General features: G+C 69.5%; 22 protein-coding genes. 3 read left to right on the top strand and 19 right to left on the bottom strand.

The window, feature by feature from the left end; genetic code table 11:
* Positions 1–30: 30 nt before the first annotated feature.
* The 12 genes from F4561_RS33645 to uvrB form a co-directional block, all read right to left on the bottom strand.
* Positions 31–1,374, bottom strand: coding sequence for a pseudouridine synthase (locus F4561_RS33645; RefSeq protein WP_184576680.1), 1,344 nt, complete (start codon positions 1,372–1,374; stop codon positions 31–33).
* A complete protein-coding gene (gene scpB, locus F4561_RS09235; RefSeq protein WP_246437510.1) occupies positions 1,358–1,900 on the bottom strand; it encodes an SMC-Scp complex subunit ScpB in 543 nt (180 codons plus the stop codon). Before scpB ends, F4561_RS33645 begins: the two co-directional genes overlap by 17 nt.
* A gap of 71 nt (positions 1,901–1,971) precedes the next feature.
* On the bottom strand, positions 1,972–2,811 hold the full coding sequence (locus F4561_RS09230; RefSeq protein ID WP_184576678.1) for a segregation and condensation protein A: 840 nt from the start codon (positions 2,809–2,811) through the stop codon (positions 1,972–1,974).
* A 63-nt stretch (positions 2,812–2,874) separates the two neighbouring features.
* On the bottom strand, positions 2,875–3,315 hold the full coding sequence (locus F4561_RS09225) for a hypothetical protein (protein ID WP_312885198.1): 441 nt from the start codon (positions 3,313–3,315) through the stop codon (positions 2,875–2,877).
* A complete protein-coding gene (locus tag F4561_RS09220; RefSeq protein WP_312885197.1) occupies positions 3,288–4,250 on the bottom strand; it encodes a ParA family protein in 963 nt (320 codons plus the stop codon). The genes F4561_RS09225 and F4561_RS09220 overlap by 28 nt, the downstream gene beginning before the upstream one ends.
* A 257-nt stretch (positions 4,251–4,507) precedes the next feature.
* Positions 4,508–5,500 (bottom strand): site-specific tyrosine recombinase XerD, encoded by a 993-nt coding sequence (locus F4561_RS09215; RefSeq protein WP_184576675.1) that lies wholly within the window; start codon positions 5,498–5,500, stop codon positions 4,508–4,510.
* 4 nt (positions 5,501–5,504) lie between these two features.
* Positions 5,505–6,131 carry an NUDIX domain-containing protein gene (locus F4561_RS09210; protein WP_184576673.1) on the bottom strand — a complete coding sequence of 209 codons (627 nt, stop codon included), beginning with the start codon at positions 6,129–6,131 and terminating at the stop codon, positions 5,505–5,507.
* A complete protein-coding gene (gene pyrG / locus F4561_RS09205) occupies positions 6,128–7,771 on the bottom strand; it encodes a CTP synthase (protein WP_184576671.1) in 1,644 nt (547 codons plus the stop codon). The genes F4561_RS09210 and pyrG overlap by 4 nt, the downstream gene beginning before the upstream one ends.
* A gap of 1,039 nt (positions 7,772–8,810) precedes the next feature.
* Positions 8,811–10,607 carry a gamma-glutamyltransferase gene (ggt, locus tag F4561_RS09200; protein WP_246437172.1) on the bottom strand — a complete coding sequence of 599 codons (1,797 nt, stop codon included), beginning with the start codon at positions 10,605–10,607 and terminating at the stop codon, positions 8,811–8,813.
* Between the two features lie 156 nt (positions 10,608–10,763).
* Complete coding sequence (locus F4561_RS09195; RefSeq protein ID WP_184576669.1) at positions 10,764–11,759, bottom strand: GNAT family N-acetyltransferase; 996 nt, start codon at positions 11,757–11,759, stop codon at positions 10,764–10,766.
* A gap of 296 nt (positions 11,760–12,055) precedes the next feature.
* Positions 12,056–12,490, bottom strand: a complete 435-nt coding sequence (locus tag F4561_RS09190) for a VOC family protein (RefSeq protein WP_184576666.1) — start codon at positions 12,488–12,490, stop codon at positions 12,056–12,058.
* A gap of 84 nt (positions 12,491–12,574) precedes the next feature.
* A complete protein-coding gene (gene uvrB, locus F4561_RS09185; protein ID WP_184576664.1) occupies positions 12,575–14,683 on the bottom strand; it encodes an excinuclease ABC subunit UvrB in 2,109 nt (702 codons plus the stop codon).
* Positions 14,684–14,859: 176 nt separating this feature from the next.
* Between uvrB and F4561_RS33910 the strand changes: the two genes are divergently transcribed.
* The gene (locus F4561_RS33910; RefSeq protein ID WP_184576662.1) at positions 14,860–15,852 is read left to right on the top strand and encodes a TIGR00730 family Rossman fold protein; all 993 of its coding nucleotides are present in this window, start codon (positions 14,860–14,862) and stop codon (positions 15,850–15,852) included.
* A 41-nt stretch (positions 15,853–15,893) separates the two neighbouring features.
* Here the strand turns inward: F4561_RS33910 and coaE are convergent, their stop codons facing one another.
* The 4 genes from coaE to polA form a co-directional block, all read right to left on the bottom strand.
* The gene (gene coaE / locus F4561_RS09175; RefSeq protein WP_184576660.1) at positions 15,894–16,487 is read right to left on the bottom strand and encodes a dephospho-CoA kinase; all 594 of its coding nucleotides are present in this window, start codon (positions 16,485–16,487) and stop codon (positions 15,894–15,896) included.
* A gap of 90 nt (positions 16,488–16,577) precedes the next feature.
* Positions 16,578–18,098, bottom strand: a complete 1,521-nt coding sequence (gene rpsA, locus F4561_RS09170; protein ID WP_184576658.1) for a 30S ribosomal protein S1 — start codon at positions 18,096–18,098, stop codon at positions 16,578–16,580.
* Between the two features lie 415 nt (positions 18,099–18,513).
* The gene (gene arfB, locus F4561_RS09165) at positions 18,514–18,954 is read right to left on the bottom strand and encodes an alternative ribosome rescue aminoacyl-tRNA hydrolase ArfB (RefSeq protein ID WP_184576656.1); all 441 of its coding nucleotides are present in this window, start codon (positions 18,952–18,954) and stop codon (positions 18,514–18,516) included.
* A 48-nt stretch (positions 18,955–19,002) separates the two neighbouring features.
* Entirely contained in the window at positions 19,003–21,768 is a 2,766-nt protein-coding gene (polA, locus tag F4561_RS09160) for a DNA polymerase I (protein ID WP_184576654.1), read from the bottom strand.
* A gap of 134 nt (positions 21,769–21,902) precedes the next feature.
* On the opposite strand from polA, the gene F4561_RS09155 reads away from it, so the two are divergent.
* On the top strand, positions 21,903–22,322 hold the full coding sequence (locus F4561_RS09155; protein WP_184576652.1) for a PaaI family thioesterase: 420 nt from the start codon (positions 21,903–21,905) through the stop codon (positions 22,320–22,322).
* 284 nt (positions 22,323–22,606) lie between these two features.
* Positions 22,607–23,833: an ABC transporter substrate-binding protein gene (locus F4561_RS09150; RefSeq protein WP_184576650.1), complete on the top strand. Its 1,227-nt coding sequence runs from the start codon at positions 22,607–22,609 to the stop codon at positions 23,831–23,833.
* A gap of 187 nt (positions 23,834–24,020) precedes the next feature.
* Here the strand turns inward: F4561_RS09150 and F4561_RS09145 are convergent, their stop codons facing one another.
* The 3 genes from F4561_RS09145 to F4561_RS09135 are packed head-to-tail and all read right to left on the bottom strand — an operon-like array spanning position 24,021 to position 26,723.
* Entirely contained in the window at positions 24,021–24,878 is an 858-nt protein-coding gene (locus F4561_RS09145) for an ABC transporter ATP-binding protein (RefSeq protein WP_184576648.1), read from the bottom strand.
* Positions 24,875–25,747: an ABC transporter ATP-binding protein gene (locus tag F4561_RS09140; protein ID WP_184576646.1), complete on the bottom strand. Its 873-nt coding sequence runs from the start codon at positions 25,745–25,747 to the stop codon at positions 24,875–24,877. Before F4561_RS09140 ends, F4561_RS09145 begins: the two co-directional genes overlap by 4 nt.
* A complete protein-coding gene (locus F4561_RS09135; protein WP_184576644.1) occupies positions 25,737–26,723 on the bottom strand; it encodes a branched-chain amino acid ABC transporter permease in 987 nt (328 codons plus the stop codon). Before F4561_RS09135 ends, F4561_RS09140 begins: the two co-directional genes overlap by 11 nt.
* Position 26,724 lies beyond the last annotated feature (1 nt).

Here is a 26,724-nt window from a genome sequence, read left to right as displayed (position 1 = left end):
GGTCGCGCCGTAAGACTCCCAGCGCTGGGGCTACATCCCAGCGGCAGTGTAGAGCTCACTGACCTCTTTCGCGGTGAGGACCCGCACCGTTCCCGGCTTGAGCGCGTTCAGGCCGATCGGGCCGATCCGCGTACGCGCCAGCTCGTGGACAGGATGGCCCACGGCGTCAAGCAGCCGCCGCACGATGCGCTTGCGCCCCTCGTGCAGTTGCACCTCGACCAGGGCCTTGGGCTCCAGGTTCTCCAGCACGCGGAACGAGTCGGCTTTGACCGGACCGTCCTCCAGCTCTACGCCCTTGCGCACCTGGGTCACGACGCCGCGCGGCACCGGTCCCGGCACCTTGGCGACGTAGGTCTTGACCACCTTGTAGCGCGGGTGGGTCAGCCGGTTGGCCAGCTCACCGTCGTTGGTCAGCAGGATCAGGCCCTCGGTTTCGGTGTCGAGGCGGCCGACGTGGAACAACCGCTCCTCGGTCTGCCCCGTGTAGTCAGCGAGGGTGCGGCGGCCCTCGGGGTCCCACATCGTGCTGACCACCCCGCGCGGCTTGTTCAGGGCGTAGTACATCAGGTCGGGCGCGGTGGCCACGCGCATTCCGTCGACCCGGACCTCCGAGGTGTTCGGGTCGACCCGGGCCCCGAAGCGGCGCACCAGGTGGCCGTCGACCGTGACGCGGCCGGCCGCGATCATCTCCTCGCTCGCGCGCCGGCTGGCCACCCCGGCCTGCGCGAGGGCCTTCTGCAGCCGGATCCCGCCCGGCACGTCCTGGTACTCGTCGCGGTCATCGGGCAGGTCCCCGTCACCGGGCTCGTAGTCGGCGCGCAGCGCGGCCAGGCGTTCGCGGGCGGCTACGGAGAGCCGGCTCTCGGACTGCTTCCCGGTCTGCTCGCCCTGGCCGGTCCGATCGCCGGATCCGGGACGCTGCTCCTTGCCCCCACCGCCGCGGCGGTAGGCGGGGGAACCCTTGTCCGGCTTGGTCTGGCGCTCGCCCGTGCCGCCACGCGCGGCGCCCTCACGGCGGTCGGCGCCGCGTTCCTTGGCGCCCTTGCGCTCCGGGGCCTTGTCGTCGCGCCCCTTCGGACCGCCCTTGGTCTGGCGCTCGCCCGCACCGCCATCGCGACGGTTGGCGGGGGCGCTCTTGTCGTTCTTGGTCTCGCGGTTGCCCGTGCCGCCACGCGCGGCGCCATCGCGACGGTTGCCGCCGCGTTCCTTGGCGCCCTTGCGCTCCGGGGCCTTGTCGTCGCGCCGCTTCGGGCCGCCCTTGCCGCCAGAGCCGGCTCCGCGCTCACCGCGCGGTGCGGACCGACCGCGCTCACCGCGCTGGTCGTTGGAGCCCCGCTCACCGCGGGACTTTGGATTCTCACGTGGTGCGTTCACCGGTGTCGTCTATACCTTCGATGTCGTCAGGCAGAAATGGCGCGAGGTCCGGAAGCTCGTCGAGACTGCGCAGGCCGAGCCGGTCCAGGAAGTAATTCGTGGTGCGGAAGAGCAGCGCGCCGGACTCCGGGTCCTGCCCGGTCTCCTCGATCAGACCCCGCAGTACGAGGGTACGCATAACGCCGTCACAGTTCACACCGCGCACAGCGGACACCCGGCCGCGCGCGACCGGTTGGCGGTAGGCCACGACCGCCAGGGTCTCCAGGGCTGCCTGGGTGAGCCGCACCTCCTGGCCCTCCTTGAGGAAGTGCTCGACGATGTCGGCGTGCTCGGGCCGGGTGTAGAAACGCCACCCGTCGGCGACGTGCCGCAGATCGAACCCCCGCCCCTGCTCGGTGTACTCGCGCGAGAGCTCTTCGAGGGTGTCGGAGATCTCCCCCACGCTGCGGTCGAAGGCGCGCGCGAGATCGATCTCGGTGGCCGGCTGGTCGACCACCATCAACACCGCCTCCAGGCCCCGTCGCAGCTCGGCGTGCTCACCGCCGGAATCCGGCCGCGAAACGGGCGCGCTCTCCTCGGACGTGGCCTCACCCCAGGTCACGGCTGTTCCTCGCTCTCCTGCTCGTTCCTCGCCCGGTCGAACTCGTCGGCGAGGGTGACCTCCCCGTCGGCCTCGCCGGTCCACGTCACGACCAACCGCCCGAGGGGCTCGGGCTGGTCGAACTCGACGTTCGCGGCCCGGTACAGCTCCAGCAGCGAGAGGAACCGGGCAACCACCTCGAAGGTATCGGTACAGTCGGCGATCAGCTCCGCGAACGTCAGTGTCTGGGCGGCGCGCAACCGCTGGACCACCGTCGCCCCCTCCTCGCGCACCGAGGTCCTGGGCTGGTGGATGTGGCTGACCGGGACGCTGGGCGGCTCCGCGGGGGTGAGCACCCGCGCCGCCAGCGCGGCGAACTCCTGCGGCCCGAGTTTGATGAACACGTCGGGCCGCGCCTCGGCGAACCGCGGTTCCAACGTCACCGCACGCGGGAAGCGCCGGCCCTGCGAACCCAGGCGCTCCGAGAGAAGCGCCGCGATCTCCTTGTACGCGCGGTACTGCAGCAGCCGCGCGAACAGCAGGTCGCGGGCCTCCAACAGTTCCAGGTCGGCCTCGTCGTCGACCTCGCCGCGCGGCAGCAGCCGTGCCGTCTTCAGATCCAGCAGCGTGGCCGCCACCACAAGGAAGTGACTGGCCTGGTCCAGGTCCCACTCCTCGCCGTACGCGTCGATGTGCGCGATGAACTCGTCGGTGACCTTGGACAGGGCAACCTCGGTGACATCCAGCTTATGCTTCGAGATCAGCCCCAGGAGCAGGTCGAAGGGCCCCTCGAAGTTGTCCAGGTGCACCTGGAAGCCGCCGCCGGCGGTCTCGGCGGTCTCCTCTTCGGTGCTCATGCGGCCGAGCCCGGGCGATGTAGCGTCATAGGTCCAGGGTGTCAGCACCACCCCAGTGCCCGGTCACTCCTTCAGGAGCCGGCGCACCAGCAGGCTGGACTCTCCGTGCTCCGCGAAGTCGGCGAGGAGCACCCCGACCGCCTCGCGGACGATCCTGCCCCGGTCGGCGGCCAGGCCGTGGTCGGCCCGCAGCGTCAGCCGGGTCTGCTCCAGCGCGAGAAGCTCCGGCGCCGAAACGTACACCGTGATCTTCTCGTCGTGGCGCTGCCGTCCGCTCGGTTCCGGCGCCCGCGGCTTCGCCACCCGAGTCTGGTGCGAGCGTCCCGGCGCCGCGGCGGTGGGCGCGGACACCGATGACGCCGACGTGGTCTGCGCCGGCTGCTCCGGCGGTGGATCCTGGTGTGCGGCGCGGGGCACCGACTCGGGCTCCGCGGACTCCGCGGAGCGGAAGGACATCTCGTCCGCTCCCGGCAGGATCACGCGTTGTGATCGCTGACTGGCCACCTGGCCAGCACCTCCTTCGCGAGCTCGCGGTAGGCGTTGGCGCCCGCCGACGCGGAGTCGAACCGGGTGATGGGCTCCCCGGCGACCGTGGCGTCCGGGAACCGGACAGTCCGGTTGATAACCGTGCCGTACACCTTGTCGCCGAACCCGTCGATGATGGTCGAGAGCACCTCCCGCGCGTGCAGCGTGCGGGGGTCGTACATGGTGCCGAGGAACCCGTCGATAACGAGGCTCTCGTTCAACCGTTCCTGGACCTTCTGGATCGTGTCCATGAGGAGCGCCACCCCGCGCAGCGCGAAGAACTCGCACTCCAAGGGCACAACCACGCCGTCGGACGCGGTGAGCGCGTTGACGGTGAGTAGGCCCAGGGACGGCTGGCAGTCGATCAGGATGACGTCGTAGTCGTCGATCACGGGGCGCAGCACGCGGGCCAGCATGTGCTCCCGGGCGACCTCGCCGACCAGTTGCACCTCGGCGGCCGACAGGTCGATGTTGCTCGGGATCAGGTCGAGACCGTCGACGTCCGTCTTCAGCAGCACGTCCTCCACCGTGACGTCGCGCTGCATCAGCAGGTTGTAGACGGTGAGGTCGAGCTCACGCGGATCGAGCCGGCCCAGGCCGACGGACAGCGCCCCCTGCGGGTCGAAGTCGACGAGCAGCACCCGTCTTCCGTACTCCGCTATGGCCGCCCCGAGGTTGATGGTCGTGGTGGTCTTACCGACTCCACCTTTCTGATTACACAGTGCTACAATTCTTGCCGGACCATGTTCATCCAGCCGCACCGGCTCCGGAAAGTCAGGTTTCGGCCTCGTGGATTGCAGATCCGCCCCCGTACTGTGCATTTCCCCCCATGGGGTGCTCGCCGGCCCATCAGGCTTTTCGTTGTCGGTACGAGGCTCCCCAGCCTCCGGACCGTCGTAGTCAGACCAGCTCACAACCCTTGACCTCCCTACGGACCGGCCACACCGGGCGTCGACACCACCGGTTAGCCAGCCGTCGGAAAAAACTCAATATGTCGACAGCAACGAATCGCCGTGCGGCGACTCTAGAACCTGTATGCCGCGAGATTCAACGCGACACTCTACGGCTCGGTTGCGCCCCGCGTGACGAAATGGTTGCGCGCGCCCGACCGTATCGCCTCCGGCTCCCGAGCGCGCCCAACCCGCCCGCGGCCACCGGCGCGGTGCCGCGCTCACCGCGTCGCGCGAGGATGGCTGGCCGCGTACACCTCCCGCAGCCGGTCCGCCGTGACCAGGGTGTACACCTGCGTCGTGGTGACCGAGGCGTGCCCCAGAAGCTCCTGGACCACGCGCACGTCGGCACCGCCGTCGAGCAGATGCGTGGCGAAGGAATGCCGCAACGTGTGCGGTGAGGCCTCCCCCAGCCCGGCCCGGTCGGCGGCGGCGCGCAGCACGCCCCAGGCGCCCTGCCGGGTCAGCCGACCGCCCCGCGCGTTGAGCAGCAATGCGGGAGTGCCGCGCCCGGAGCGGGCCAGGGCCGGACGGGCCCGGACGAGGTAGGCGTCGATGGCGCCGCGGGCATAGCGGCCGATCGGGACCAGCCGATGCTTGCCCCCCTTGCCGCGGAACCGGACCACACCGACCTCGTCGGCGCCGCTCTGCTCGGCGCCGTCCCCGTCCGCGGCGGGCGCGCCCATGTGGTCGACGTCGTCGACGTCGAGCCCCACCGCCTCGGAGATCCGCGCCCCGCTGGCGTACAGCAGCTCCACCAACGCGCGGTCGCGGAGGGCCCGGTGGTCCCCCTCCGCGCCGGCCGCCCGCAGCAGCGCCTCCACCTGCTCCAGCGAGAGCGCTTTGGGCAGCGGGCGCGGCGGCGCCGGCGGCCGGACCTCGCGCGCCGGGTCGGCGTCGGTGATCCCCTCGCGCAGCGCGAACGCGTGCAGCCCGCGCACCGCGACCACCGCGCGCCCGGCGGAGGCGTCGGCCAGAGGACCGTTCTCGGCGTCGCCCTCGCGCAGCGCCGCGAGGAACCCGGTGACGTCGCCCGGCTTCACCCCGGCCAGCTCACAGTGCCCCAGCTCCGCGAGATAACCGACGTAGCGGTGCAGGTCCCGGCGGTACGAGCTGAGGGTGTTCGCGGCCAGCCCGCGCTCCACCGTGAGATGGTCGAGGTAACGCCGCACGGCCGCCCCCAGGGCACCCTCAACGCCATCCTCGCTGGGCACCGGGTCACTCCGCGAGACGCAGCGAGTCGAACCCCTCGCGCGCGGCGTGCACGGCGGCGAGGACGCCAACGACCGTGACGCTGTTGTGCAGCCGGCCCGCCAGCACGGCGGCGGCCGCGTCGTCCAGCGAGAGCCACTCGATCGGCAGGTCCGCCTCCTCGTAGACGCGCTCGAAGTCGACCTCCGCGGCGGGGACCTCCGTGAGGCCGCGGGCCAGAAACACCTGGATCCGTTCGGTGGAGAAACCGGCCGAGGGGAAGAAGTCGGCGAGCGCGTGCCACCGCTCGGCGCGGTACCCCGCCTCCTCCAGCAGCTCCCGCTGGGCGGTGCGCACGGGCGGCTCGCCGTCCTGGTCACGCACGCCCGCCGGCAGCTCCCACAACTGGTGGGCCACCGCGTGCCGGTACTGCCGGATCAGCAGCACCCTCCCGTCGTTGTCCAGCGCCAGAGTGCCCACCGCCCCCGGGTGTTCCAGGAAGTCGCGCTGCACGACCTCCGGGCCGTCCGCTCCCGGCATCCGGACCCAGTCGGTGCGCATGCCGGACTTGGCGCCCCGGTAGCGCTCGGCGCTGCGCTCGACCGGCCAGGACTCCGCGGTGTCGGCGATCGTCTCGCGGTGGTCGCCGCTCATCGCACGGCACCTACCCGGTCCAGCGCCGCCGAGATCAGCCCGGTGAACAGCGGATGGGCGCGCGTGGGGCGGGAACGCAGCTCCGGGTGGGCCTGGGTGGCGACGAAGAACGGGTGGACCTCGCGCGGCAGCTCCACGTACTCGACCAGCCTGCCGTCAGGCGAGAGACCGGAGAACACCATCCCCGACTCCTCCAGGTTCGCCCGGTATGTGTTGTTCACCTCGAAGCGGTGCCGGTGCCGCTCGGACACCCGCGCCTCCCCGTAGACCTCGCGCGTGATCGACCCATCGGCCAGCTCGGCCGGGTAGAGACCGAGCCGCATGGTGCCACCCATGTCGCGCTCACCGGCCACGACATCGGCCTGGTCCGCCATGGTCGCGATCACCGGGTGCTTCGCCTTGTCCTCGAACTCGGCGCTGTTGGCGCCGTCCATACCGACGACGTTGCGCGCGTACTCGATCACCATGCACTGCAGCCCCAGGCAGATCCCCAGCAGCGGAACAGCGTTCTCGCGCGCGTAGCACACGGCGCCCAGCTTGCCCTCGATCCCGCGTACCCCGAACCCTCCGGGGATCAGGATGCCGTCGACGTCGCCCAGCTCGCGGGCCGCGCCGTCCTCGGTGGCGCAGTTGTCGCTGGCCACCCAGCGCAGGTGGATCCGAGTGTCCTCGGCGAACCCGGCCGCGCGCAGCGCCTCGGTGACCGAGAGGTAGGCATCGGGCAGGTCGATGTACTTGCCGACCAGGGCGATGGTGACCTCGTGCTCCGGCCGGTGGACGCGGCGCAGCAGCTCGTCCCACTCGGTCCAGTCGACATCGCGGAACGGCAGGCCCAGCCGGCGTACCACGTACGCGTCCAGGCCCTCGCGGTGCAGCACCTTGGGAATGTCATAGATCGAGGGCGCGTCGGGGGTGGACACCACGCCACCGATGTCCACGTCGCACATGAGGCTGATCTTTTCCTTCAGGCTCTGCGAGATGGACCGGTCGGACCGGCACACGATGCCGTCGGGCTGGATACCGATGCTGCGCAGCGCCGCCACCGAGTGCTGGGTGGGCTTGGTCTTGAGCTCGCCGGAAGGGCCGAGGAACGGCAGCAGCGACACGTGCAGGAAGAAGCAGTTGTCCCGGCCGATCTCGTGCCGGATCTGGCGCACCGCCTCCAGGAAGGGCTGCGACTCGATGTCGCCCACCGTGCCGCCGATCTCGGTGATGACGATGTCCACGCCGGCGCTCTCCATCGCGTAGATCCGCGCCTTGATCTCGTTGGTGATGTGCGGGATCACCTGAACCGTGTCGCCCAGGTAGGCGCCCTGGCGCTCCTTGGCGATGACGCTGGAGTAGATCTGGCCCGTGGTCACGTTCGCCGACGCCGACAGCTCCGTGTCGAGGAAGCGCTCATAGTGGCCGACGTCGAGGTCGGTCTCGGCCCCGTCGTCGGTGACGAACACCTCACCGTGCTGGAACGGGTTCATGGTTCCGGGGTCGACGTTGAGGTAGGGGTCGAGCTTCTGCATGGTGACCCGAAGCCCACGTGACTTCAACAACCGCCCGAGGCTCGATGCGGTCAGGCCCTTACCAAGGCTGGAGGCGACTCCGCCGGTAACGAAGAGATGTTTGGTACTCGCGGCGGTTGCCAAATGGTGCTCCCGTGGTCGAATGGCTACGGATCGCCCGAGTCGGACGGGCGACCGTGCGGTGCCCGGCAGCGGGGCGGTTGCTCCTCGCCATCACCTCGGACTCCACGGGCCACCAGGATAACAGTGCGGAGCCCGGCCGGCGCCGTTCCCTGGGCTGTCGTCCCTCATCCACGGGTCACCGGCCCTGCCTGGGGCCGGTGACCCGTGGATCGGACACGGCACGCGTCTCCTGCGGCGCGGCCCTTCCCAAGGGTGGGCGACCGCGCCCCGCTCCACGTCACCGCCGGCACCCGGACCCCTCGTGGTGCCGCGTCGCACACCTCGGCGGCTCAATCGGTGATGTGGGGGGGGTTGAGCGCCCGACGAGGGCAGCGAAGGCAGCGGGTGGGGCGGCCCGCGAGGGTCGGTTCTGGTGCCCGGTGGTGGCGCTCCCGACGTGGGCAGCGAGGACGGTGGGTGGGCCGGCCCCAGTAACCGCTGCGGGTGCCCGCCGGTACCCGCGCGCGACGAGAGCAGCAAGGACGGCGCAGGGCTCCGGGGGGTGCTTCCTGGTGTCGCCCGACGCGGGGCTCGTCCGATTTTTGCGTCGATCTTGAGGATTGCGTTCCTTTACCGCGCGGTAAAGGAACGCAATCCTCAAGATCGACGCCCAGGCCGCCCACAATCCGGACATAGCGGGCGAGTCGCGGGTTCACGCACGCTGAAACTGACTGTGCGGACATGTTCCGCGCCGAGAATGTCCCCACAGTCACCCTCGATAGGAGCATCACAACAGACACCCCCGTCACCGGCCGCCACCCCCGTCGCACGCGCCACCACCGGGCACCAGAAGCGACCACCGCGGGCCAGCCCATCCGCCGCCTTCGCCGCCCTCGTCGGGTGCGCCACCACCGGGCACCCGCACCGATGGGCGCGGGCCGCCCCACCCACCGTCCTCGCCGCCCCCGGCGGGTCCGGCGCCGCCGGGGTTCTGCAGGCCCCGAAGGTTCCCGGCTGTTCGGCGCCCGACCGCGCGAGCCCGCGAGCCGAAGAACGCTGCCTACTCCCGCGGCCGCAGCACGGCCGCGTGCCCACCGCCGCGGCGTTCGGACTCGGCGACCGCCGTGATCACGCCGTCGTCGCCGACCTCCAGGGCGGTTGCCGCGCCGATCTCGGCGAGTTCCTCGAAGCTGTGCCCGCGATCGGCCAGCCGCTCCTCCTCGTCGGTGCCGAGGAAGCCCGGCTCCGCATTGGTCTGTGCGGTGTTGCGCTGCGACAGCCGCGGTGCCTCCACCGCCTGCGGCAGCGTGGTGCCCCGGTCGACCCGGTCCACCAGCAGTTGCAGAACGGTGGTGATGATCGTCGGTCCGCCCGGGCTGCCCGCGGCCAGCCACGGCTCGCCGTCGCTGAGCACGAGCGTGGGCGCCATGCTGGAGCGCGGCCGCTTGCCCGGCCCCGGGAGGTTCGCGCCGCCCTGGCCGGACTCGGACGCCTCGAACTCGAAGTCGGTGAGCTCGTTGTTCAGCAGGAACCCGCGGTCGGGAACGGTGATGCCGCTGCCGCCGGTCTGCTCGATGGTCAGGGTGTAGGAGACGACGTTGCCCCAGCGGTCGGCGGCGACCAGATGCGTGGTGGAGGGGCCTTCGGTGCCGGGCGTGTCCGCCGCGTCGCCCCCGCCGCAGCCCTCCTCGGCCTCGACGTCCCCGGCCGGCACCGGGGCCTCCTGTGCCGCGTCCGGGTCGATCCGGCAGGCGCGCTGGCGCGCGTAGTCCTCGGAGAGCAGTGTCTCCAGTGGCACGTCGACGTGCGCGGGATCGCCGATGTAGGCGCCGCGGTCGGCGAACGAGAGCTTGCTCGCCTCCAGCATCACGTGCCGCAGCCCGGTGTCGCCGGCCTCCGCGGGGTCGAAGGTGTCCATGATCTGGAGCGCCTCGCCCACGGTGGAACCGCCCGAGGACGAAGGCGCCATGCCGTAGACGTCGAGCCCGCGGTACCGCACGTGGGTCGGGTCGCGCTCCACGATCCCGTATTCGGCGATGTCCTGCTCACTCAGCAGGCCGGATCGGACCTCGCGCTCGGCGTCGGGCGCGACCGGCGGGTTGGCGGCGGTCTCGGCGATATCCGCGCCGATCTCGCCTTCGAGGACGCCGGTGCCCTCCTTGGCGAAGGTCCGGTAGGTGTCGGCGAGATCGGGGTTGCGCAGCACGGTGCCCGGTTCCGGTGGCGCCCCGCCGGGCAGGAACAGCTCCGCGGTGTCGGGGAAGTCGGCGAAGCGCTCCGCGTTGTCGGCCGTCTGCCGCTGGAACGTCTCGTCGACGACGAAGCCGTCGTCGGCCAGCTCGATCGCCGGACCCATGACCTTCTTCAGCGACTTCTTGCCCCACGCGTCCTGGGCGTGCTCCCAGGTGGCCGGAGTGCCGGGAACGCCCACCGAGAGGCCCGAGGTGACGGCCTCGTCAAAGGGAATGGGCTCGCCTTCCTCCAGGAAGGCGTCCTCGGCCATGGCGGCGGGCGCGGTCTCCCGGCCGTCAAGGGTGCGCACCTCGCCGTCGGCGGCGTCGTAGTAGACGAAGTACCCGCCCCCGCCGAGCCCGGCCGAGTACGGCTCGGTGACCCCGAGCGCGGCCGCGGAGGCCACCGCCGCGTCCACGGCGTTGCCGCCCGAGCGGAGGATGTCCAGGCCGGCCTCGGTGGCGTCGGGGTCAACGGTGGCCACGGCGCCGCCAGTACCCACCGCGACCGGGTCCCGGCCCTCCGGCGCACCGTTGTCTCCGGAGGCCGCGGGCCCCGCCGCTGCGGCGATCAGCAGTACGGTGGCTCCCGCGACGCCACCGGTCCCGCGCACCATCACACGCATTCCCGCCCCTTCCCGTCTCGTCCGGCACACCGCGCAATCGCCATACGCGGCATTCGGTGACGGTAATCGGACGGAGCGCCGGCGCACCAGACCCCCTCGGCCCGTGTGTTGGCCGGCCCGCGCCGCCCGGCGCGGGCATCGGCGCGCCCCAAGGCCTCACCGCATGGCCAGCGCCGGGCGGCTCTCCCAGGTCATCCAGACGGGGCGGTACCCCATGCGGTTCCAGAACGGGCCGGACAGCGGGTTCGTCACGGCGTAGTTGAGCAGGGTGCACGAGACGCCGTAGGAATCGAGTGCCTGGTGGGCATAGCTCACCAGGGCGGTGCCGATACCGTGGCCGCGTTCGCTCTCGGCCACCAGCCCGTAGCCGATGTGGGCCGCGGGGCCGGCGTCGACGAGCGGCGCCGCCCAGCGCGCCCGCTCCGGAGGCGAGACCCAGACGAGCCCCACCGGCCGCCCGCGGCGTTCGGCGAGCCAGATCCAGGACGGTGTCCGGCCCAGCGCCCGCATGACGACGCGGCGCGTCTGCTCCGGGGTCTCGGGTTGGATGAACACCCCGCCGAAGTGTTCCTCGTAGCGGTGCTCCTCCATCAGCAGGCCGACGACATCCGCCAGGTCCTGCATTTCGGCGAGTCGGATCGTGACGTCGCGCGGCGGAAGCGACGGCGGCACGCCCCTGCGGCGTCTGCGTGCCGCGAGGACGCGCTGCGGCTGCAGGCCGTGCCGCTGCAGCGGGAGCACGCCGCAGATGTCGCGCGCGGGCCAGGTGAGCAGCGCCGCGGACTCCGAACCGGTACCGGTCGGCAGCTTCTCCAGTTGCTCCCGCCAACTGCTGAGCAGGGAGTCGAGCGCGGCCTCGGGGTCGGGGCCGCCGACGACCGGGGTGAGCCAGTGCTGGTCGGGCACCCCCCAGGTGCGGCCGACGTCTCCGGGCTGGTACCAGGAGTAGAGCATCGTTCCCGTCGCCACGGGCGGCCCGAGACCGTCGCTGACGGTCAGCAGCGGATAGCCGCTGGGGCGCGGACGCGACGGTTTGGGCAGCAGTGGGTCGATCGCCGCCCACCGCTTCGCCGCGGACTCGACAAGATGGTCGAACTCTGCGCCGGCACCGGGTGACTCGTCATGCCGCACCCGCGCGACATAACCGCTCATCTATCCCTCCCTGGCCGCACGCGCCGCGGCTGGGCGGCGTGGCATCACCGGATCGGCTTGACTACATAACGTCGCGCCCCGACAACCGTAGCGTTTCGGACACATCCGTGTGTCGAGAACTGCCCATGATTATGGAGTTTTGTGCAGAAAATCGCGGCGGTGCAATCCCGGGCCAGCTATCGCCCCACGCCGCACCACGCTATCCGACTCGTAGTCACATTCCGGCAACAATACTCACTGCCAGGCGGACACGATTCTGCTTGCCCGTGCCCCTCAACCATACGACCAGCACGAACTCACTGCAGGCAGAATTCGTTGCCCTCCAGATCGCGCATGACGATGCAGTAGCCCGCGGGCTCATCCACCTCGCGGACTCGGATGGCCCCCATACGCACGGCCCGGTCCACCTCTTCGGCGACCTTGAGCCGCCGCTGGTCATCGGGCAGCCCGCCGGCGACATTGACGTCGAGGTGCACCCGGTTCTTGGCGGTCTTTCCCTCCGGCACTCTCTTCAGCAGCACTCGCGGACCCTGGCCCGCGGGATCAACAATGGCGTATGCAGTGTTGCCGCGACGCTGCTCCTCGGGAACACCCAGCGCGGTGAGGGCGGCGCCCCAGGTGGCGAACCCGCCCGGTGGCGGCTGCTCGACGTAGCCGAGCAGCTCCGCCCAGAACCGGCCCAGCGCCGCGGGGTCGTTCGCGTCGAAGGTGATCTGGATACCCAGCGCCATGCCCAGCACTCCTTTCCACCCGAATGGAGTTCGAACATATATTCGAACACTTCTCGTGCGCAACAGGAGTCCACCGGCGAGCCGTCAGTCCACCCCCGCGGCCTCCATGCCGCGCATCTCGCGCTTGAGCTCCTTGATCTCGTCGCGCAACCGCGCCGCCAGCTCGAACTGCAGGTCCGTCGCCGCCTGGTGCATCTGCTCGCTGAGCTGGTCGATCAGCTCGGCCAGCTCGGTGCGCGGCATCTTCCGCACATCGGCGGAGCGCTCTCCCGCGGCCGTGGAGGACAGGCCGGGGACAGGCGCCTTGCCCCTGCTCTGCTGGCGGGTGGCGCCGCCGATGAGGGTCTCGGTGTCGGCGTCCTCACGGGCCAGCGAGTCGAGGATGTCGGCGATCCGCTTGCGCAGCGGCTGCGGGTCGATGCCGTGTTCCTCGTTGTAGGCCATCTGCTTGACGCGGCGCCGGTTGGTCTCGTCGATGGCGACGCGCATCGAGTCGGTGATGTTGTCGGCGTACATGTGCACCTGGCCGGCAACGTTGCGCGCCGCCCGGCCGATCGTCTGGATCAACGACCGCTCGGAGCGCAGGAACCCCTCCTTGTCGGCGTCCAGGATCGCCACCAGCGAGACTTCGGGCAGGTCGAGACCCTCGCGCAGCAGGTTGATGCCCACAAGCACGTCGAACTCGCCGCCCCGCAGCTCGCGCAGCAGCTCGACGCGGCGCAGCGTGTCGACCTCGCTGTGCAGGTACCGGACCTGCAGGCCGAGCTCGGCGAAATAGTCGGTCAGGTCCTCGGCCATCTTCTTGGTCAGCGTGGTGACCAGGACCCGCTCCTCGCGCTCGGCGCGCACCCGGATCTCGTGCACCAGGTCGTCGATCTGGCCGTTCGTGGGCTTCACGACCACCTCGGGGTCGACCAACCCGGTGGGCCGGATCACCTGCTCCACGACGTCGCCGCCGCTCTGCCGCAGCTCGTAGGGGCCGGGCGTGGCCGACAGGTACACCGTCTGCCCGATGCGCTCCAGGAACTCCTCCCACCGCAACGGCCGGTTGTCGAGCGCCGACGGCAACCGGAACCCGTGGTCGACCAGGGTGCGCTTACGCGAGGCGTCGCCTTCGTACATCCCGCCGATCTGCGGGACGGTCACGTGTGACTCGTCCACCACCAGCAGGAAGTCCTCGGGGAAGTAGTCCAGCAGCGTGTTGGGCGCGCTTCCGGGCTCGCGGCCGTCGAAGTGCCGCGAATAGTTCTCGATCCCGGAGCAGGAGCCCACCTGGCGCAGCATTTCGAGGTCGTAGGTGGTACGCATCCGCAGCCGCTGCGCCTCAAGGAGCTTGCCCTGCCCTTCGAGTTCCCCAAGGCGCTCGGCCAGCTCCGCCTCGATCTGGCCGATCGCGCGCTCCATGCGCTCGGGGCCGGCGACGTAGTGCGACGCGGGGAACAGGTGCAGCTTCTCGTCCTCACCGACCACCTCGCCGGTGAGCGGGTGCAGCGTCAGCAGCCGCTCGATCTCGTCGCCGAACATCTCGACGCGGATCGCCAGCTCCTCGTAGACCGGGATGATCTCAACGGTGTCGCCGCGGACCCGGAACGTCCCCCGGGTGAACGCCACATCGTTGCGCGTGTACTGCATCTCGACCAGTTTGCGCAGCAGTTCCTCGCGGTCGATCTGCATGCCGACCTCGAGCATGGCCATCCGGTCCACGTACTCCTGCGGGGTGCCCAGGCCGTAGATACACGACACCGAGGAGACCACGATCGTGTCGCGCCGGGTGAGCAGCGAGTTCGTGGCGGAGTGCCGGAGCCGCTCGACCTCGTCGTTGATCGACGAGTCCTTCTCGATGAAGGTGTCGGACTGCGGGACGTACGCCTCGGGCTGGTAGTAGTCGTAGTAGGAGACGAAGTACTCGACCGCGTTGTTCGGCAGCATCTCGCGCAGCTCGTTGGCGAACTGCGCGGCGAGCGTCTTGTTGGGCTGCATAACCAGGGTGGGCCGCTGCACCTGCTCGACGAGCCAGGCCATCGTAGCGGTCTTCCCGGTACCGGTGGCCCCCAACAGCACAGTGTCTTTGGCGTCGTTGTTGATCCTGCGGCTCAGCTCGGCGATCGCTCCCGGCTGGTCCCCCGCGGGAACCATGTCCGAAACCACCTCGAACGGTGCCACGGTGCGTTGGATGTCGGTCACCGGTCGCACGTCGCCTCAGCCCCCCTTGGTTCTGGCTATCGCTCCACGCTATAACCCGCCGGTGACAACATGCCGCGCCCGCGAAGGATTCCGAGCGCAGGCCGGGCCTCCACCGGAGGCGCGGGCCCCGCTACGGCGGGCACCCGGCAACGCCGGAACGCCGCCACAGCTCGTAAGGTGCTCCCATGCGAATCTGTGTCTTCTGCGGTTCCTCGACCGGTCGTGGAGAACGCTACGCCGCCGCGGCACGTGAGCTCGGCACCTTACTGGCCCAGCGCGGGATCGGCCTGGTCTACGGGGGTGCCAGTGTCGGCACCATGGGGGTGGTCGCCGACGCCGCGCTCGGCGCCGGCGGCGAGGTCACCGGTGTCATCCCCCGCCAGCTGGTGGACCGGGAACTCGCCCACCAAGGGCTCACCGACCTCCGGATCGTCGCCGACATGCACGAACGCAAGGCCCTCATGGCCGAGCTCGCCGACGGGTTCGTCGCCCTGCCGGGAGGAATCGGGACGCTGGAGGAGCTCTTCGAGATCTGGACATGGGGACACCTCGGGCTGCACCGCAAACCACTGGCGCTGCTCGACGTCGACGGGTTCTACCGGCCACTACGGGAGTTCGTGGCCCACATGGTCGGCGAGGGGTTCCTCACGGCCGAGTCCCGCGACATGCTGTTGTCCGACAGCGAGCCGGCGGCCCTATTGGACAGAATCCGCCACTACCGCACGCCAACACCGCGGTGGCAGCCCCCCGACCCCTCGGTGGAGAACGGCGCCGCCGCGCCACCGGTCCTGGACGTGCTCGCCTGGGTCCACGTCCGGGACGGCCGCATGCTCGCGGCACGCACCACCGGAAACGACCTGTTCTACCTGCCCGGCGGCAAGCGCGAGGTCGGGGAGAGCGACACCGATGCGGTGGTGCGCGAGGTCAAGGAGGAGGTCTCCGTCCGGTTGCGCCCGGAGACCGTCGCGGCCTTCACCGTCGTCCACGAGGCCGCACACGGCTACCCGGACGGCACACGGGTGCGCCTCGCCTGCTTTACCGCCGAGGGAGACGGTGAGCCCGCCAAGCAGGGCGAGATCGCCGAACTGGCCTGGCTGTCCTACGCCGAGCGCCCACGCTGCGCCCCCGGTGTCCAACTGGTCATGGACCAGCTCCACGAGCAGGGCACACTGCGGTAACCCTGCCCGGGCGGGGATGGCCCGGAGCGGTCGCCCCGGCGTCAGCTCCGCTTGCGCAGTTCCTCCCAGACGTCGACGACCTGGCGGGACAGGTTCTCTAGGTCGCCGGAGTTGTCGATCACGATGTCGGCCACGGCGCGCCGCTGTTCCCGGGTGGCCTGGGCGCGTACCCGCGCGCGGGCCTGCTCCCGAGACATGTCCCGGTTGGACACGACCCGCTCGACCTGCACGTCCTCGGGGGCGTCGACCACGACGACCACGTCGTACATCGACCCGAGCCCGTTCTCCACCAGAAGCGGAACGTCGTAGACCACAATGGCGTCGTCCGGCGCCTGTTCCATGAGCTCCGCGGTGCGCTCGCCCACCCGCGGGTGCACGATCCCGTTCAGCCGTTCGAGCCGCTTCTTGTCGGCGAACACGATCTCGCCCAGCTTGGGCCGGTCGAGAGCGCCTTCGGGGGTGAGAACACCGGTCCCGAACTCCGCCGCGATCTCCGCGAGCGCGGGCGTGCCGGGTTCGACCACCTCCCTGGCGATCTGGTCGGCGTCGATCACGAGGGCGCCGTACCCGGACAACAGCCGGGAGACCTCGCTCTTACCGGAGCCGATCCCCCCGGTGAGTCCTACGCGCAGCATGCGCCCGAGCCTAACGAAGGGCCGCCTCCCAGTCGGGAGGCGGCCCTCGGTGACGCGTGTCTCGCGCCGGTGCCGCGTGGGAACTACAGCCTAGTTCTCCCCGCCGCCAGCGAGCTTCTCGCGCAGCGCCGCCAGGGCCTCATCAGAGGCCAGGGCGCCGCCCGCAGCCGCCTCACTCGCGGCGTTGTTGTTGCTCGCCTGGTTGTTGGGGCGGCTCGGTGCGGCCGGCTGCTGCTGCTCGTCCTCGGCCTCGGGCTCGGCAGCGGACGGCTCCTCGGTCTCGGCGCTCTGCATCTCCTCGACCTGCTTGCGGTGCGCCTCGAACCGGGCCTGGGCGAGCGCGTACTCGTGCTCCCACTGGTCGCGCTGCGCCTCGTAGCCTTCGAGCCACTCGCCGCTGTCGGGGTCGAAGCCCTCGGGGTACTTGTAGTTGCCGAGCTCGTCGTACTCCGCGGTCATGCCGTACAGCGTCGGGTCGAAGTCGACCTGGTCCGGCGAGACGCTCTCGTTGGCCTGCTTCAGCGAGAGGCTGATGCGCCGGCGGTCGAGGTCGATGTCGATGATCTTGACGAAGATCTCGGTGCCGACCTGAACGACCTGCTCGGGAATCTCCACGTGGCGCTCGGCCAGCTCGGAGATGTGCACCAGGCCCTCGATGCCCTCCTCGACACGCACGAACGCGCCGAACGGAACCAGCTTGGTGACCTTGCCGGGCACAACCTGGCCGATCTGGTGGGTGCGGGCGAACTGCTGCCAGGGGTCTTCCTGGGTCGCCTTGAGCGAAAGCGACACGCGCTCGCGCTCCATGTCGACGTCGAGAACCTCGACGGTGACCTCCTGGCCGACCTCGACAACCTCGCTCGGGTGGTCGATGTGCTTCCAGGACAGCTCCGAGACGTGCACCAGTCCGTCGACCCCGCCAAGGTCGACGAACGCGCCGAAGTTGACGATGGACGACACGGCGCCCTTGCGGATCTGACCCTTCTGCAGGGTGTTGAGGAACGTCTGGCGAACCTCGGACTGGGTCTGCTCCAGCCAGGCGCGCCGCGAGAGCACAACGTTGTTGCGGTTCTTGTCGAGCTCGATGATCTTGGCCTCGAGCTCCCGCCCCACGTAGGGCTGAAGGTCGCGTACCCGGCGCATCTCCACCAGCGAGGCCGGCAGGAAGCCGCGCAGCCCGATGTCGAGGATCAGACCGCCCTTGACGACCTCGATCACCGTGCCGGTGACGACGCCGTCCTCTTCCTTGATCTTCTCGATCGTCCCCCAGGCGCGCTCGTACTGCGCGCGCTTCTTGGACAGGATCAACCGGCCTTCCTTGTCCTCCTTCTGCAGGACAAGGGCTTCGACGTGATCACCAACCGTGACGACCTCGCCAGGGTCGACGTCGTGCTTGATCGACAGCTCACGCGAAGGGATAACGCCCTCGGTCTTGTAACCGATATCGAGCAAGACCTCGTCTCGATCGACCTTAACGATGGTGCCTTCGACGATGTCACCGTCGTTGAAGTACTTGATGGTCTCGTCGATCGCCGCGAGGAAGGCATCCTCGGACCCGATGTCGTTGACCGCTACCTGGGGTGTCGAGGTGGCCTCGGTACTGCTCGTCATGTGTGGGTGGACTCCGGATACGGACATGGACTGAATAGGAACGCCGCGGATTTCGAACGGCCCCATCAGTTATCCGAAGGGAACAACGCCGAGACGGGAGAACATTCGCCTCCCGTAACCCCTTCGCGCACCCGGAGTACCGACTAGCCGTCGCGCCCGCTCGCCTCCCGGAAGCCGGGTCGAGTATGCGATCTGGCTGTCACACTCGGCACCATCTCCGAGGTCGAGTTGCGCACGCGAATCCACAACGCTTCGGTCAGAATATGAGACGCGGGCGCCCTGGTCAATCGGAACGGGGCCCGCGAAGCGGATGAACACCCCAAACGAGGCAGTCTATGACACTTGCCACGCAGTGGAACAGAGCCCTACCGCTTTCCCTTCACGGCGTACAACTCTCAACGGCCGCATTCACGCACTATGCGTCACTGCCCGACGACCGGGGCCGCGTTCGCTTCTGCTTCACATCGGACCTGCGCCGCTTGCTCGCCAGCCGCCGCTCGCGGGCGCCCCGGCCGGGACGCGTGGCGCGGCGCTTGGGCGCCGGCGGCGCGATCGCCTCGGCCAGGAGCGCGGCCAGGCGTTCCCGGGCCAGTTCGCGGTTGCGCACCTGCGACCGGGTGTCCTCGGCGGTCACGGTGAGCACCCCGGAGCTCAGCCGGTCGCCGATCCGCCGCACGGCACGTTCGCGCTGTTCCGGGGTGAGCGCACGGGTGGCTTCCAGGTCGAGCGAGAGCGCCGCGCGGGTGTCGGAGGTGTTGGCGTGTTGCCCGCCCGGGCCGCCCGAACGGGAGAAGCGCCAGCGCAGTTCCGTCTCGGGCACGCGCACGTTCCCGCCGACCACAAGATCGCGGCCCATCGCTGTCGCCTCCCTTCGACCGGGTCGCCGGGCCCGCCGGGCTGCCGCTCAGTGCGCGGCGTCGTGCCAGTTGGTACCAATACCCACTGACACGGCCAGGGGCACCCGCAAATCATAGGCGTTGCCCATCTTCTCCGAAACCAGGTTTCGCACCGCGTCGAGCTCCGGGCCCGTGACCTCCAGCAGGAGTTCGTCGTGCACCTGGAGCAGCATCCTGGACTCGAACCCGCCGTCGCGCAGCCCCGCGTACACGTCGAGCATGGCCACCTTGATGATGTCGGCCGCCGACCCCTGGATCGGAGCGTTCAGCGCCATCCGCTCGGCCATCTCGCGCCGCTGCCGGTTGTCGCTGGTGAGGTCGGGCAGGTAGCGGCGGCGGCCCAGCATGGTCTCGGTGTAGCCCTCGCGCCGCGCGCGCTCGACCACCTCGTGCAGGTAGTCGCGCACCCGCCCGAACTGGGCGAAGTAGTCGTCCATGAGGCCGCGGGCCTCATCGGGTGTGATGCCCAACTGGCCGGACAGCCCGAACGCGCTCAACCCGTAGGCCAACCCGTAGTTCATCGCCTTGATCCGGGCGCGCGCCTCGCCGTCGACACCCTCGACCCCGATGTTGAACACCCGCGCGGCGATCTCGGCGTGGAAGTCGCGGCCGGTCTGGAACGCCTCGATGAGCGCCTCGTCCTCGGACAGGTGCGCCATGATCCGCAGCTCGATCTGGCTGTAGTCGGCGGTGAGCAGGTCCTGGTACCCCTCGCCCACCACGAACGCGCGCCTGATGCGCCGCCCGGCTTCGGTGCGCACCGGGACGTTCTGCAGGTTGGGCTCGGTGGAGCTGAGCCGCCCGGTGGCGGCCACCGTCTGGCTGTAGGTGGTGTGGATCCGGCCGTCCTCGGCCACGGTCTTGATCAGGCCCTCGACGGTCGTGCGCAGCCTGGTCTGGTCGCGGTGCCGCAGCAGGATGTGCGGCAGCTCGTGGTCGGTCCGCGTGGCCAGCCACTCCAGGGCGTCGGCATCGGTGGTGTAGCCGGTCTTGATCTTCTTGGTCTTGGGCAGTTCCAGCTCGGTGAAGAGGACCTGCTGCAGTTGCTTGGGCGAGCCCAGGTTGAACTCGCGCCCGACAACCTGGTGCGCCTGCTCGACCGCCTTGCGCACCTCGGTCGCGAACTCCGCTTCGAGTCCGTCGAGGTAGGCGCGGTCGGCGGCGATGCCGACACGTTCCATCCCGGCCAGCACCCGCACCAGGGGAAGTTCCAGGTCGCGTAGGAGACGCGCCGCTCCGCGCTTCTCAAGGTCGGGGTCGAGCCCGTCGGCCAGGTCGAGCGTGGCCCGGGCACGCAGCGCGAGGTCCTGGCGCTCGGCGGCGCCGTTGTCTCCCGAGCCCGTGATGTCCAGCGCCATCTGGTCGCCGTCGACCGCGTTCTCCTCCAGCTCCCGGTTGAGGAAGCGGCGGCAGAGGTCAACCAGGTCAAGCTTGCGCTGGCCCGGCTGCACCAGGTACGCGGCCAGAGCTGGATCGCTGGTGAGGCCGTCGAGCTGCCAGCCGTGCGCCGCCATGGCGAGGACCGGTCCCTTGGCGTCGTGGAGCGCCTTGGGGCGATCGGGATCGGCGAGCCAACGGGCCAACGCGGCGTCGTCCGAAGAATCGAGGCCGGTGGGGTCGACGTAGCAGGCCGCGCCGGCCGGTGTGGCGATGGCCAGCCCGGTGATCTCCCCTGTCCCGCTGCCCCACGTGCCCGAGACCGCGAGCCCGGCACGCTCGCCGCGCACGGCGTGCGCACTCAGCCAATGGTCGAGCTCGCCGGTGGCCGGCACGCTCAACTCGACCCGGAAACCGTCATCGGCCTGCGTACGCTCCTCGGCACCCTCCTCGCCGAGCACCGAGAACAGGCGGTCGCGCAACGTGGTGGCGAACTCCAGGTTGTCGAAGAGGTCGTTGATGCCCGGGCGGTCGGCCTGCGACATCGTCAGCTCGGACACGGAACGGCCCAGCTCGACGTCGGTCGCGAGCATGTTGAGGCGCTGGTTGCGCAGGACATCCTCGACGTGCTCGCGGAAGCTCTGCCCCGCCTTACCGGAGAGCTCGTCTGCGCGCTCGACCACGCCGTCGACGGATCCGTACTTGGTGATCCACTTGGCCGCCGTCTTCGGTCCCACCCCCGGGACCCCCGGCAGGTTGTCGGCCTTCTCCCCCACCAGCGCGGCCAGGTCGCGGTACCGCTCCGGCGGAACGCCGTACTTCTCGGTGATCCGCTCTGGGGTCATGCGGGTGAGGTCGGAAATGCTCTTGCCCGGGTAGAGCACCGTGCAGTCGTCGGTGACCAGCTGGAAGGCGTCGCGGTCGCCGGAGGCGATGAGCACCTCCATCCCCTGTTCCCCGGCCTGCAGCGCCAGCGTGGCGATGACGTCGTCGGCCTCGAACCCCGCGCTCGACACGCTGGGCACCCCGAGCAGACCCATCAGCTCCTGCACCAGATCGATCTGCGCGGGCAGCTCGGCCGGGGTCTCGGAGCGACCCGCCTTGTAGTCCTCGTACTCGTCATGGCGGAACGTGGGCTCCGAACGGTCCCACGCCACCGCGATGTGCGTTGGCTCCTCCTCGCGCAGGAGCTTGATCAGCATGGACGTGAAACCATAGATGGCGTTCGTGGACTGCCCGGTGCTCGTGGTGAACTTCTCGGCGGGCAGCGCGAAGAACGCGCGGAAGGCCATGGAGTGCCCGTCAAGCAGCAGGAGCCGCTGCGGGCCGGCCGGGGGCGAGTCTCCCCGAGCCGTGGACGAACTGTTCTGCACCGGGGTCTCTGCTGTCTGCTCCACACCAGGAATCCTAGGATGCGGTGCGGACTTTTTCGCGGCACTCCCCTCGGCCAGCGCCGGTGCCCCGGGGGGAACCCCGCCCCGCGAGGCCCGTGCCCGCGGGGATTTCGACCAGACGAGAAGAAAGATGTGAGATGACGGTGGACTCCGAAAGGCTGACCAAGTTGCTCGGCGACGAGAACGCCGGAGGCCACCTCGGGGAGGGCATGGGCCTGGAACTCCTGGAAGCCTCGGCGGATCGCGTCGTCGGCCGGATCCCCGTTGCGGGCAACACGCAGCCCTTCGGCCTGCTCCACGGCGGCGCGTCGTGCGTGCTCGCCGAGACGCTGGGCTCGGTGGGCTCGGGGCTGCACGCCGGCGAGGGCCGTATCGCCCTGGGAATCGAGATCAGCGCCGCGCACCACCGCGCCGCCGAGAAGGGCCACATCACCGGAGAGGCCACCGCGGTGCACCTGGGGCGGTCCCTGGCCACCTGGGACATCGTGATCACCGACGACGAGGGGCGGCGCGTCTGCACCGCGCGGCTCACCTGCATGATTCGTGACGCTCAGTAACCAATCCAAAGTCCCCCGCTACGACTGGAGGGCACGGCGCCATCGTTGGCTGTCACCCGTGTGAACTGGGAATTAAGCTGAGGAAATCGCTACGAGAAGGTAACGGGCCGAATCCGACTCCGCACCGACCGAGCGAACCATCTTCCGCTACACACTGCTGCGGCTTTAAGCTCCGCTTAGGTTTTGCTTAGACCGCACCTTTGTCATCCGCGACACAATGCCCAGGTCGCGGCGTCCATGGTGCACAGGGGCATCCCGACGCCAAGTGAAATGGAGACACCGCGATGGCACGCAAGAAGGCGCTCAGCCTCCTCGCTATGGCCTCCGCCCTATCCCTCGGGCTCACGGCCTGTTCCTCGGGAGGAGGCGGTGACGAGGAGTTCCAGATCGGCTACGTGCTCCCGGAGACCGGCGACCTGGCATTCCTTGGTCCGCCGCAGATCAGTGCGGCGGAGATGGCGATAGCTGACATCAACGAGGCCGGCGGTGTCATGGACACCGACGTTCCCGAGATGGAAGCCGGCGACGAGGCCAACGACGCCGCCCAGGCCAACGAGGCCGCCAACCGCCTGGTGGACCAGGACGTCAACATGGTGCTCGGGGCCGCCGCCTCCGGCATGACCCACGCCATCTACGACACCGTCACCGGTGCCGGGATCGTGCAGTGCTCGGGCTCGAACACCGACCCCGACCTCACCGATATCGAGGACGACGGCTTCTACTACCGCACCGCCCCCAGCGACCTGCTCTCCGCTCCGGTCCTCGGCGAGCGCATCGTCAACGACGGGCACACAAGCATCGCCGTGGCCAACCGCGCCGACGGCTACGGCGACGGCTACAGCGAAGCGCTCGTGGAGACCGCCGAGGCCGCGGGCGTCGAGGTGGAGGCCAGTGAGGGCTACGACCCGGAGACCACCGACTTCAGCTCGATCGCGGGCGACCTGGAGGAGTCGGACGCCGACGCCTACGTTGTCGTCGCCTTCGAGGAAGGCACGCAGCTACTCGGAGACCTGCTGGAGGCGGGCGTCTCGGCCGAGGACCTCTACGTCACCGACGGCATGAACGACCCCGAGATCGGGGCGAGCATCGACGAGGACAACCCGGAGGTCGTGGCCGGCATGACCGCCGCCGCGCCCTCCGCCGACAACCAGGAGTTCCAGGACCGGCTCCAAGAGCACGACCCGGACCTGGACGTCTTCCAGTTCGCACCGCAGGTCTACGACTGCGTGGTCGCGACGGCACTGGCCGCCGAACAAGCCGGGAGCACCGACCCCACCGAGTACGTGGACTCGATGACCGAGGTGACCCAGAACGGAACCGAGTGCGCCGACTTCGCCGAGTGCCGGGACCTGATCGCCGACGGTGAGGACATCGACTACCAGGGCGCCAGCGGTCCCATCGCCTGGGACGACAACGGTGACCCGACCGTGGCCTCGATCGGTCTGTTCAAGTTCGACGAGGAAACCGGGGAACACGGCGTAGACGAGTACGTGGACTCCTCCGCCGAGTAACCCACCACAGGTGGGCGGGGACACCCCGCCCACCGTGGAACGCGCAGCACAGCGGGCGGTGCGGCCAACTGGCCGCACCGCCCGCTCTATGTGCGCTGATGGCCGCTGGCGGCAATACGAATGGGGGCAATACGAAGCCGGGCGGTGCTCGGCACCGCCCGGCGATCGCGTTCGTTAGCCGAACGCTTCAGGTTTTGGCCAGGGTCCCGAGATACAGCTCGACCACGTTCGGGTCCTGCAGCAGTCCCTCTCCCGTGCCCGTGTAGGCGTTGTGGCCCTGGTCCAGCACGTAGCCGCGGTCAGCGATCTGCAGGCACCGGCGGGCGTTCTGCTCGACCATGATGATGGACACGCCGATCGAGTTGATCTCCCGAACCCGCTGGAACACCTCGTCCTGGTACAGCGGCGACAACCCGGCGGTGGGCTCGTCCAGAAGCAGCACGCTGGGGTCCATCATCAGGGCGCGCCCCATGGCCACCATCTGGCGCTCGCCCCCGGACAGGGAGCCCGCCTTGGCCTTGCGCCGGTCGCCCAGGAGCGGAAACAACCCGGCGACCACGTCGAACCGACTCTTGACAAGCTCCGGCCGCAGGAACGCCCCCATTTCGAGGTTCTCTTCGATCGTCAGCGACGGGAAGATGTTCTGGGACTGGGGCACGTAGCCAACCCCGTGCTCCACCAGCTCGTGTGCGGCCAGCCCTGTGATACTCGTACCGCGCAGCGCCACCGCGCCGGAACGCACGGGAATCAGCCCGAAGATGGTCTTGATCAGGGTCGACTTACCGGCGCCGTTGGGGCCGATGACGGCGACGATCTCCCCATCGCCAAGGGTGAGGCAGCACCCGGTGAGGATGTTGACCTCGGGCACGTAGCCCGCGACGACATTGTCCGCGACCAACAAGTACTCGCTGTACGGACGATCCACCGCGCCGCTCTGCGAGTGGCCCGCCACCTCCGCTTGGGTGTCCTGGGCCTCGCCCGCAATGCCGGGTTCCCCGGCGGAGGCGCCGGGCGAGGTTCCCGGTGCGTTGTCGTCAGTGCTCATCGCGCCTCCTCGATGCCCTCGGCAGCGCCGCTCTCGACGCCCTGCGGGGGCTCGTCGTGTTGGGCTCCCAGGTAGGCGTCGATCACGACCTGGTTGGAGCGGATGTCGTCCGGACGCCCCTCAGCGATCACCCGCCCCTCGGCCATGACCACGATCCAGTCGCTGATGCCCATGATGACGTCCATGTCGTGCTCGACGAAGAGCACGGTGGTTCCTTCGTCCCGCAGAGCGGAGATGTGCTCCAGCAGGGACTCAACGAGAACCGGGTTCACCCCGGCCATGGGCTCGTCCAGCATCACCATGGACGGCCGCACCATCAGGGCGCGGGCCATTTCCAGCAGCTTGCGCTGCCCGCCGGAGAGGCTTCCGGCGGTCTCGTCCCGCATGTGGGCCAGCCGGAACCGCTCCAGCAGGGACTCGGCCCGCTCCCGGTTGCTGTCCTCCTGCCGGGCCCAACGCCAGCGCAGAAAGGACCCAAGGAACCGCTCCCCGCTCTGTCCCGGGGCGGCCAACAGCATGTTCTCCAACACGGTCAGCCGGGTCAGAGCCTTGGTCAACTGGAACGTGCGGACCATGCCACGCTGGGCGACCTGGTGCCCGGGCAGGCCGTTGATCCGGCCGCCCTCGAACGCCCAGGAACCGCTGTCCGCCCGGTCGAAACCGGTGAGCACGTTGAACAACGTGGACTTACCGGCCCCGTTGGGGCCGATCAGGGCGGTGATGGTGCCTCGCTGGACCTGCAGATGATCCACGTCCACGGCGGTCAGACCGCCGAAGGAACGCCGGGGACCGTCCGCGACCAGGATGGGATCGGGCTTGGCCGCGCCGGGCTCTGCCGACACCTCGGCGATGGTTTGCTCACTTGACATTGACCAACATCTCCCTGCGGTCGCCGACGACTCCTTGTGGTCGATAGATGATCAGCAGCACCAGGATGAGTCCGACCAGCGCATGCCGCACCGCTCCCAACTGGCCTCCGGAGACGAACGGAAGCAGCCCCATCTGATCCAGAGCCCGCATCGTCTCGTCGGTGAAGGTCAACAGGAACCACATCACCACCGAACCGATGATCGGCCCCAACGTGCGTCCCGCTCCACCCAGCAGCAGCATCGCCCACAGGTAGAACGTCACCTGCGGCCGGAACTGGTCGGGTGTGACCGACGCCTGGTGCAGGGTGATCATCACGCCGGCCATCGCGCCGAAGACACCGCCGACAACCAGGCTCTGCAGCTTATAGGCGAACACGTTCTTGCCGAGGCTGCGGACCGCGTCCTCGTCCTCGCGGATCCCCTTGATCACCCGCCCCCATGGACTGTGCATGAGCGACCACATGATCAGGCTGCCAATGAGTACCAGCGCCCACGTCACCAGCATGGTCCACAGGTGCGAGCTGGAGAAGGTGATGTCGCCGATGCCGTAGCGCCCCGGCGGGAAGGGGTTCAGCTCCCGGAAGCCGTCGCTGAGGTTCTGCCGGCCGAAGACGCCACCCGTGACATCCCGCGCGAAGGGCGCCCGGTAGACAAAGCGCAGCCCCTCGGCGGCCGCGATCGTCGCGATCGCCAGGTAGTCCGCTCGCAGTCGCAGGGTGGGGATCCCCATCAGCAGGGCGAGCACGATCCCCGAGAGGATGCCGGCCCCGACGCCCACACTCAGGGGCAGTCCGTACGTGCCCACGGAGATCGCCACCCCGTAGGCCCCCACAAGCATGAATCCGACCTGGCCGAAGTTCAGCAGCCCGGTGTAACCGAAGTGCATGTTCAGGCCGATGATGGCCAGCGCGTAGATCGCCGCGACCGGGCCGATCGCCGAGGTCACTGACGTGGTCAGGATGCTGAGAAAGTCCATC

Source organism: Lipingzhangella halophila (assembly GCF_014203805.1).
Classification (GTDB): Bacteria; Actinomycetota; Actinomycetes; order Streptosporangiales; family Streptosporangiaceae; genus Lipingzhangella; species Lipingzhangella halophila.
The sequence above is the reverse complement of the archived record's forward strand: the minus strand, read 5'-3'. Positions and strand labels throughout refer to the sequence as shown.

Bases quoted from the DNA above. Each gene is read 5' to 3' on its own strand.
- F4561_RS09230 (WP_184576678.1), bottom strand. From the start codon at position 2,811: ATGAGCACCGAAGAGGAGACCGCCGAGACCGCCGGCGGCGGCTTCCAG.
- F4561_RS09210 (WP_184576673.1), bottom strand. From the start codon at position 6,131: ATGAGCGGCGACCACCGCGAGACGATCGCCGACACCGCGGAGTCCTGG.
- ggt (WP_246437172.1), bottom strand. From the start codon at position 10,607: ATGCGTGTGATGGTGCGCGGGACCGGTGGCGTCGCGGGAGCCACCGTA.
- F4561_RS09195 (WP_184576669.1), bottom strand. From the start codon at position 11,759: ATGAGCGGTTATGTCGCGCGGGTGCGGCATGACGAGTCACCCGGTGCC.
- F4561_RS09190 (WP_184576666.1), bottom strand. From the start codon at position 12,490: ATGGCGCTGGGTATCCAGATCACCTTCGACGCGAACGACCCCGCGGCG.
- F4561_RS33910 (WP_184576662.1), top strand. From the start codon at position 14,860: ATGCGAATCTGTGTCTTCTGCGGTTCCTCGACCGGTCGTGGAGAACGC.
- coaE (WP_184576660.1), bottom strand. From the start codon at position 16,487: ATGCTGCGCGTAGGACTCACCGGGGGGATCGGCTCCGGTAAGAGCGAG.
- rpsA (WP_184576658.1), bottom strand. From the start codon at position 18,098: ATGACGAGCAGTACCGAGGCCACCTCGACACCCCAGGTAGCGGTCAAC.
- arfB (WP_184576656.1), bottom strand. From the start codon at position 18,954: ATGGGCCGCGATCTTGTGGTCGGCGGGAACGTGCGCGTGCCCGAGACG.
- F4561_RS09155 (WP_184576652.1), top strand. From the start codon at position 21,903: ATGACGGTGGACTCCGAAAGGCTGACCAAGTTGCTCGGCGACGAGAAC.
- F4561_RS09150 (WP_184576650.1), top strand. From the start codon at position 22,607: ATGGCACGCAAGAAGGCGCTCAGCCTCCTCGCTATGGCCTCCGCCCTA.
- F4561_RS09145 (WP_184576648.1), bottom strand. From the start codon at position 24,878: ATGAGCACTGACGACAACGCACCGGGAACCTCGCCCGGCGCCTCCGCC.
- F4561_RS09140 (WP_184576646.1), bottom strand. From the start codon at position 25,747: ATGTCAAGTGAGCAAACCATCGCCGAGGTGTCGGCAGAGCCCGGCGCG.
- F4561_RS09135 (WP_184576644.1), bottom strand. From the start codon at position 26,723: ATGGACTTTCTCAGCATCCTGACCACGTCAGTGACCTCGGCGATCGGC.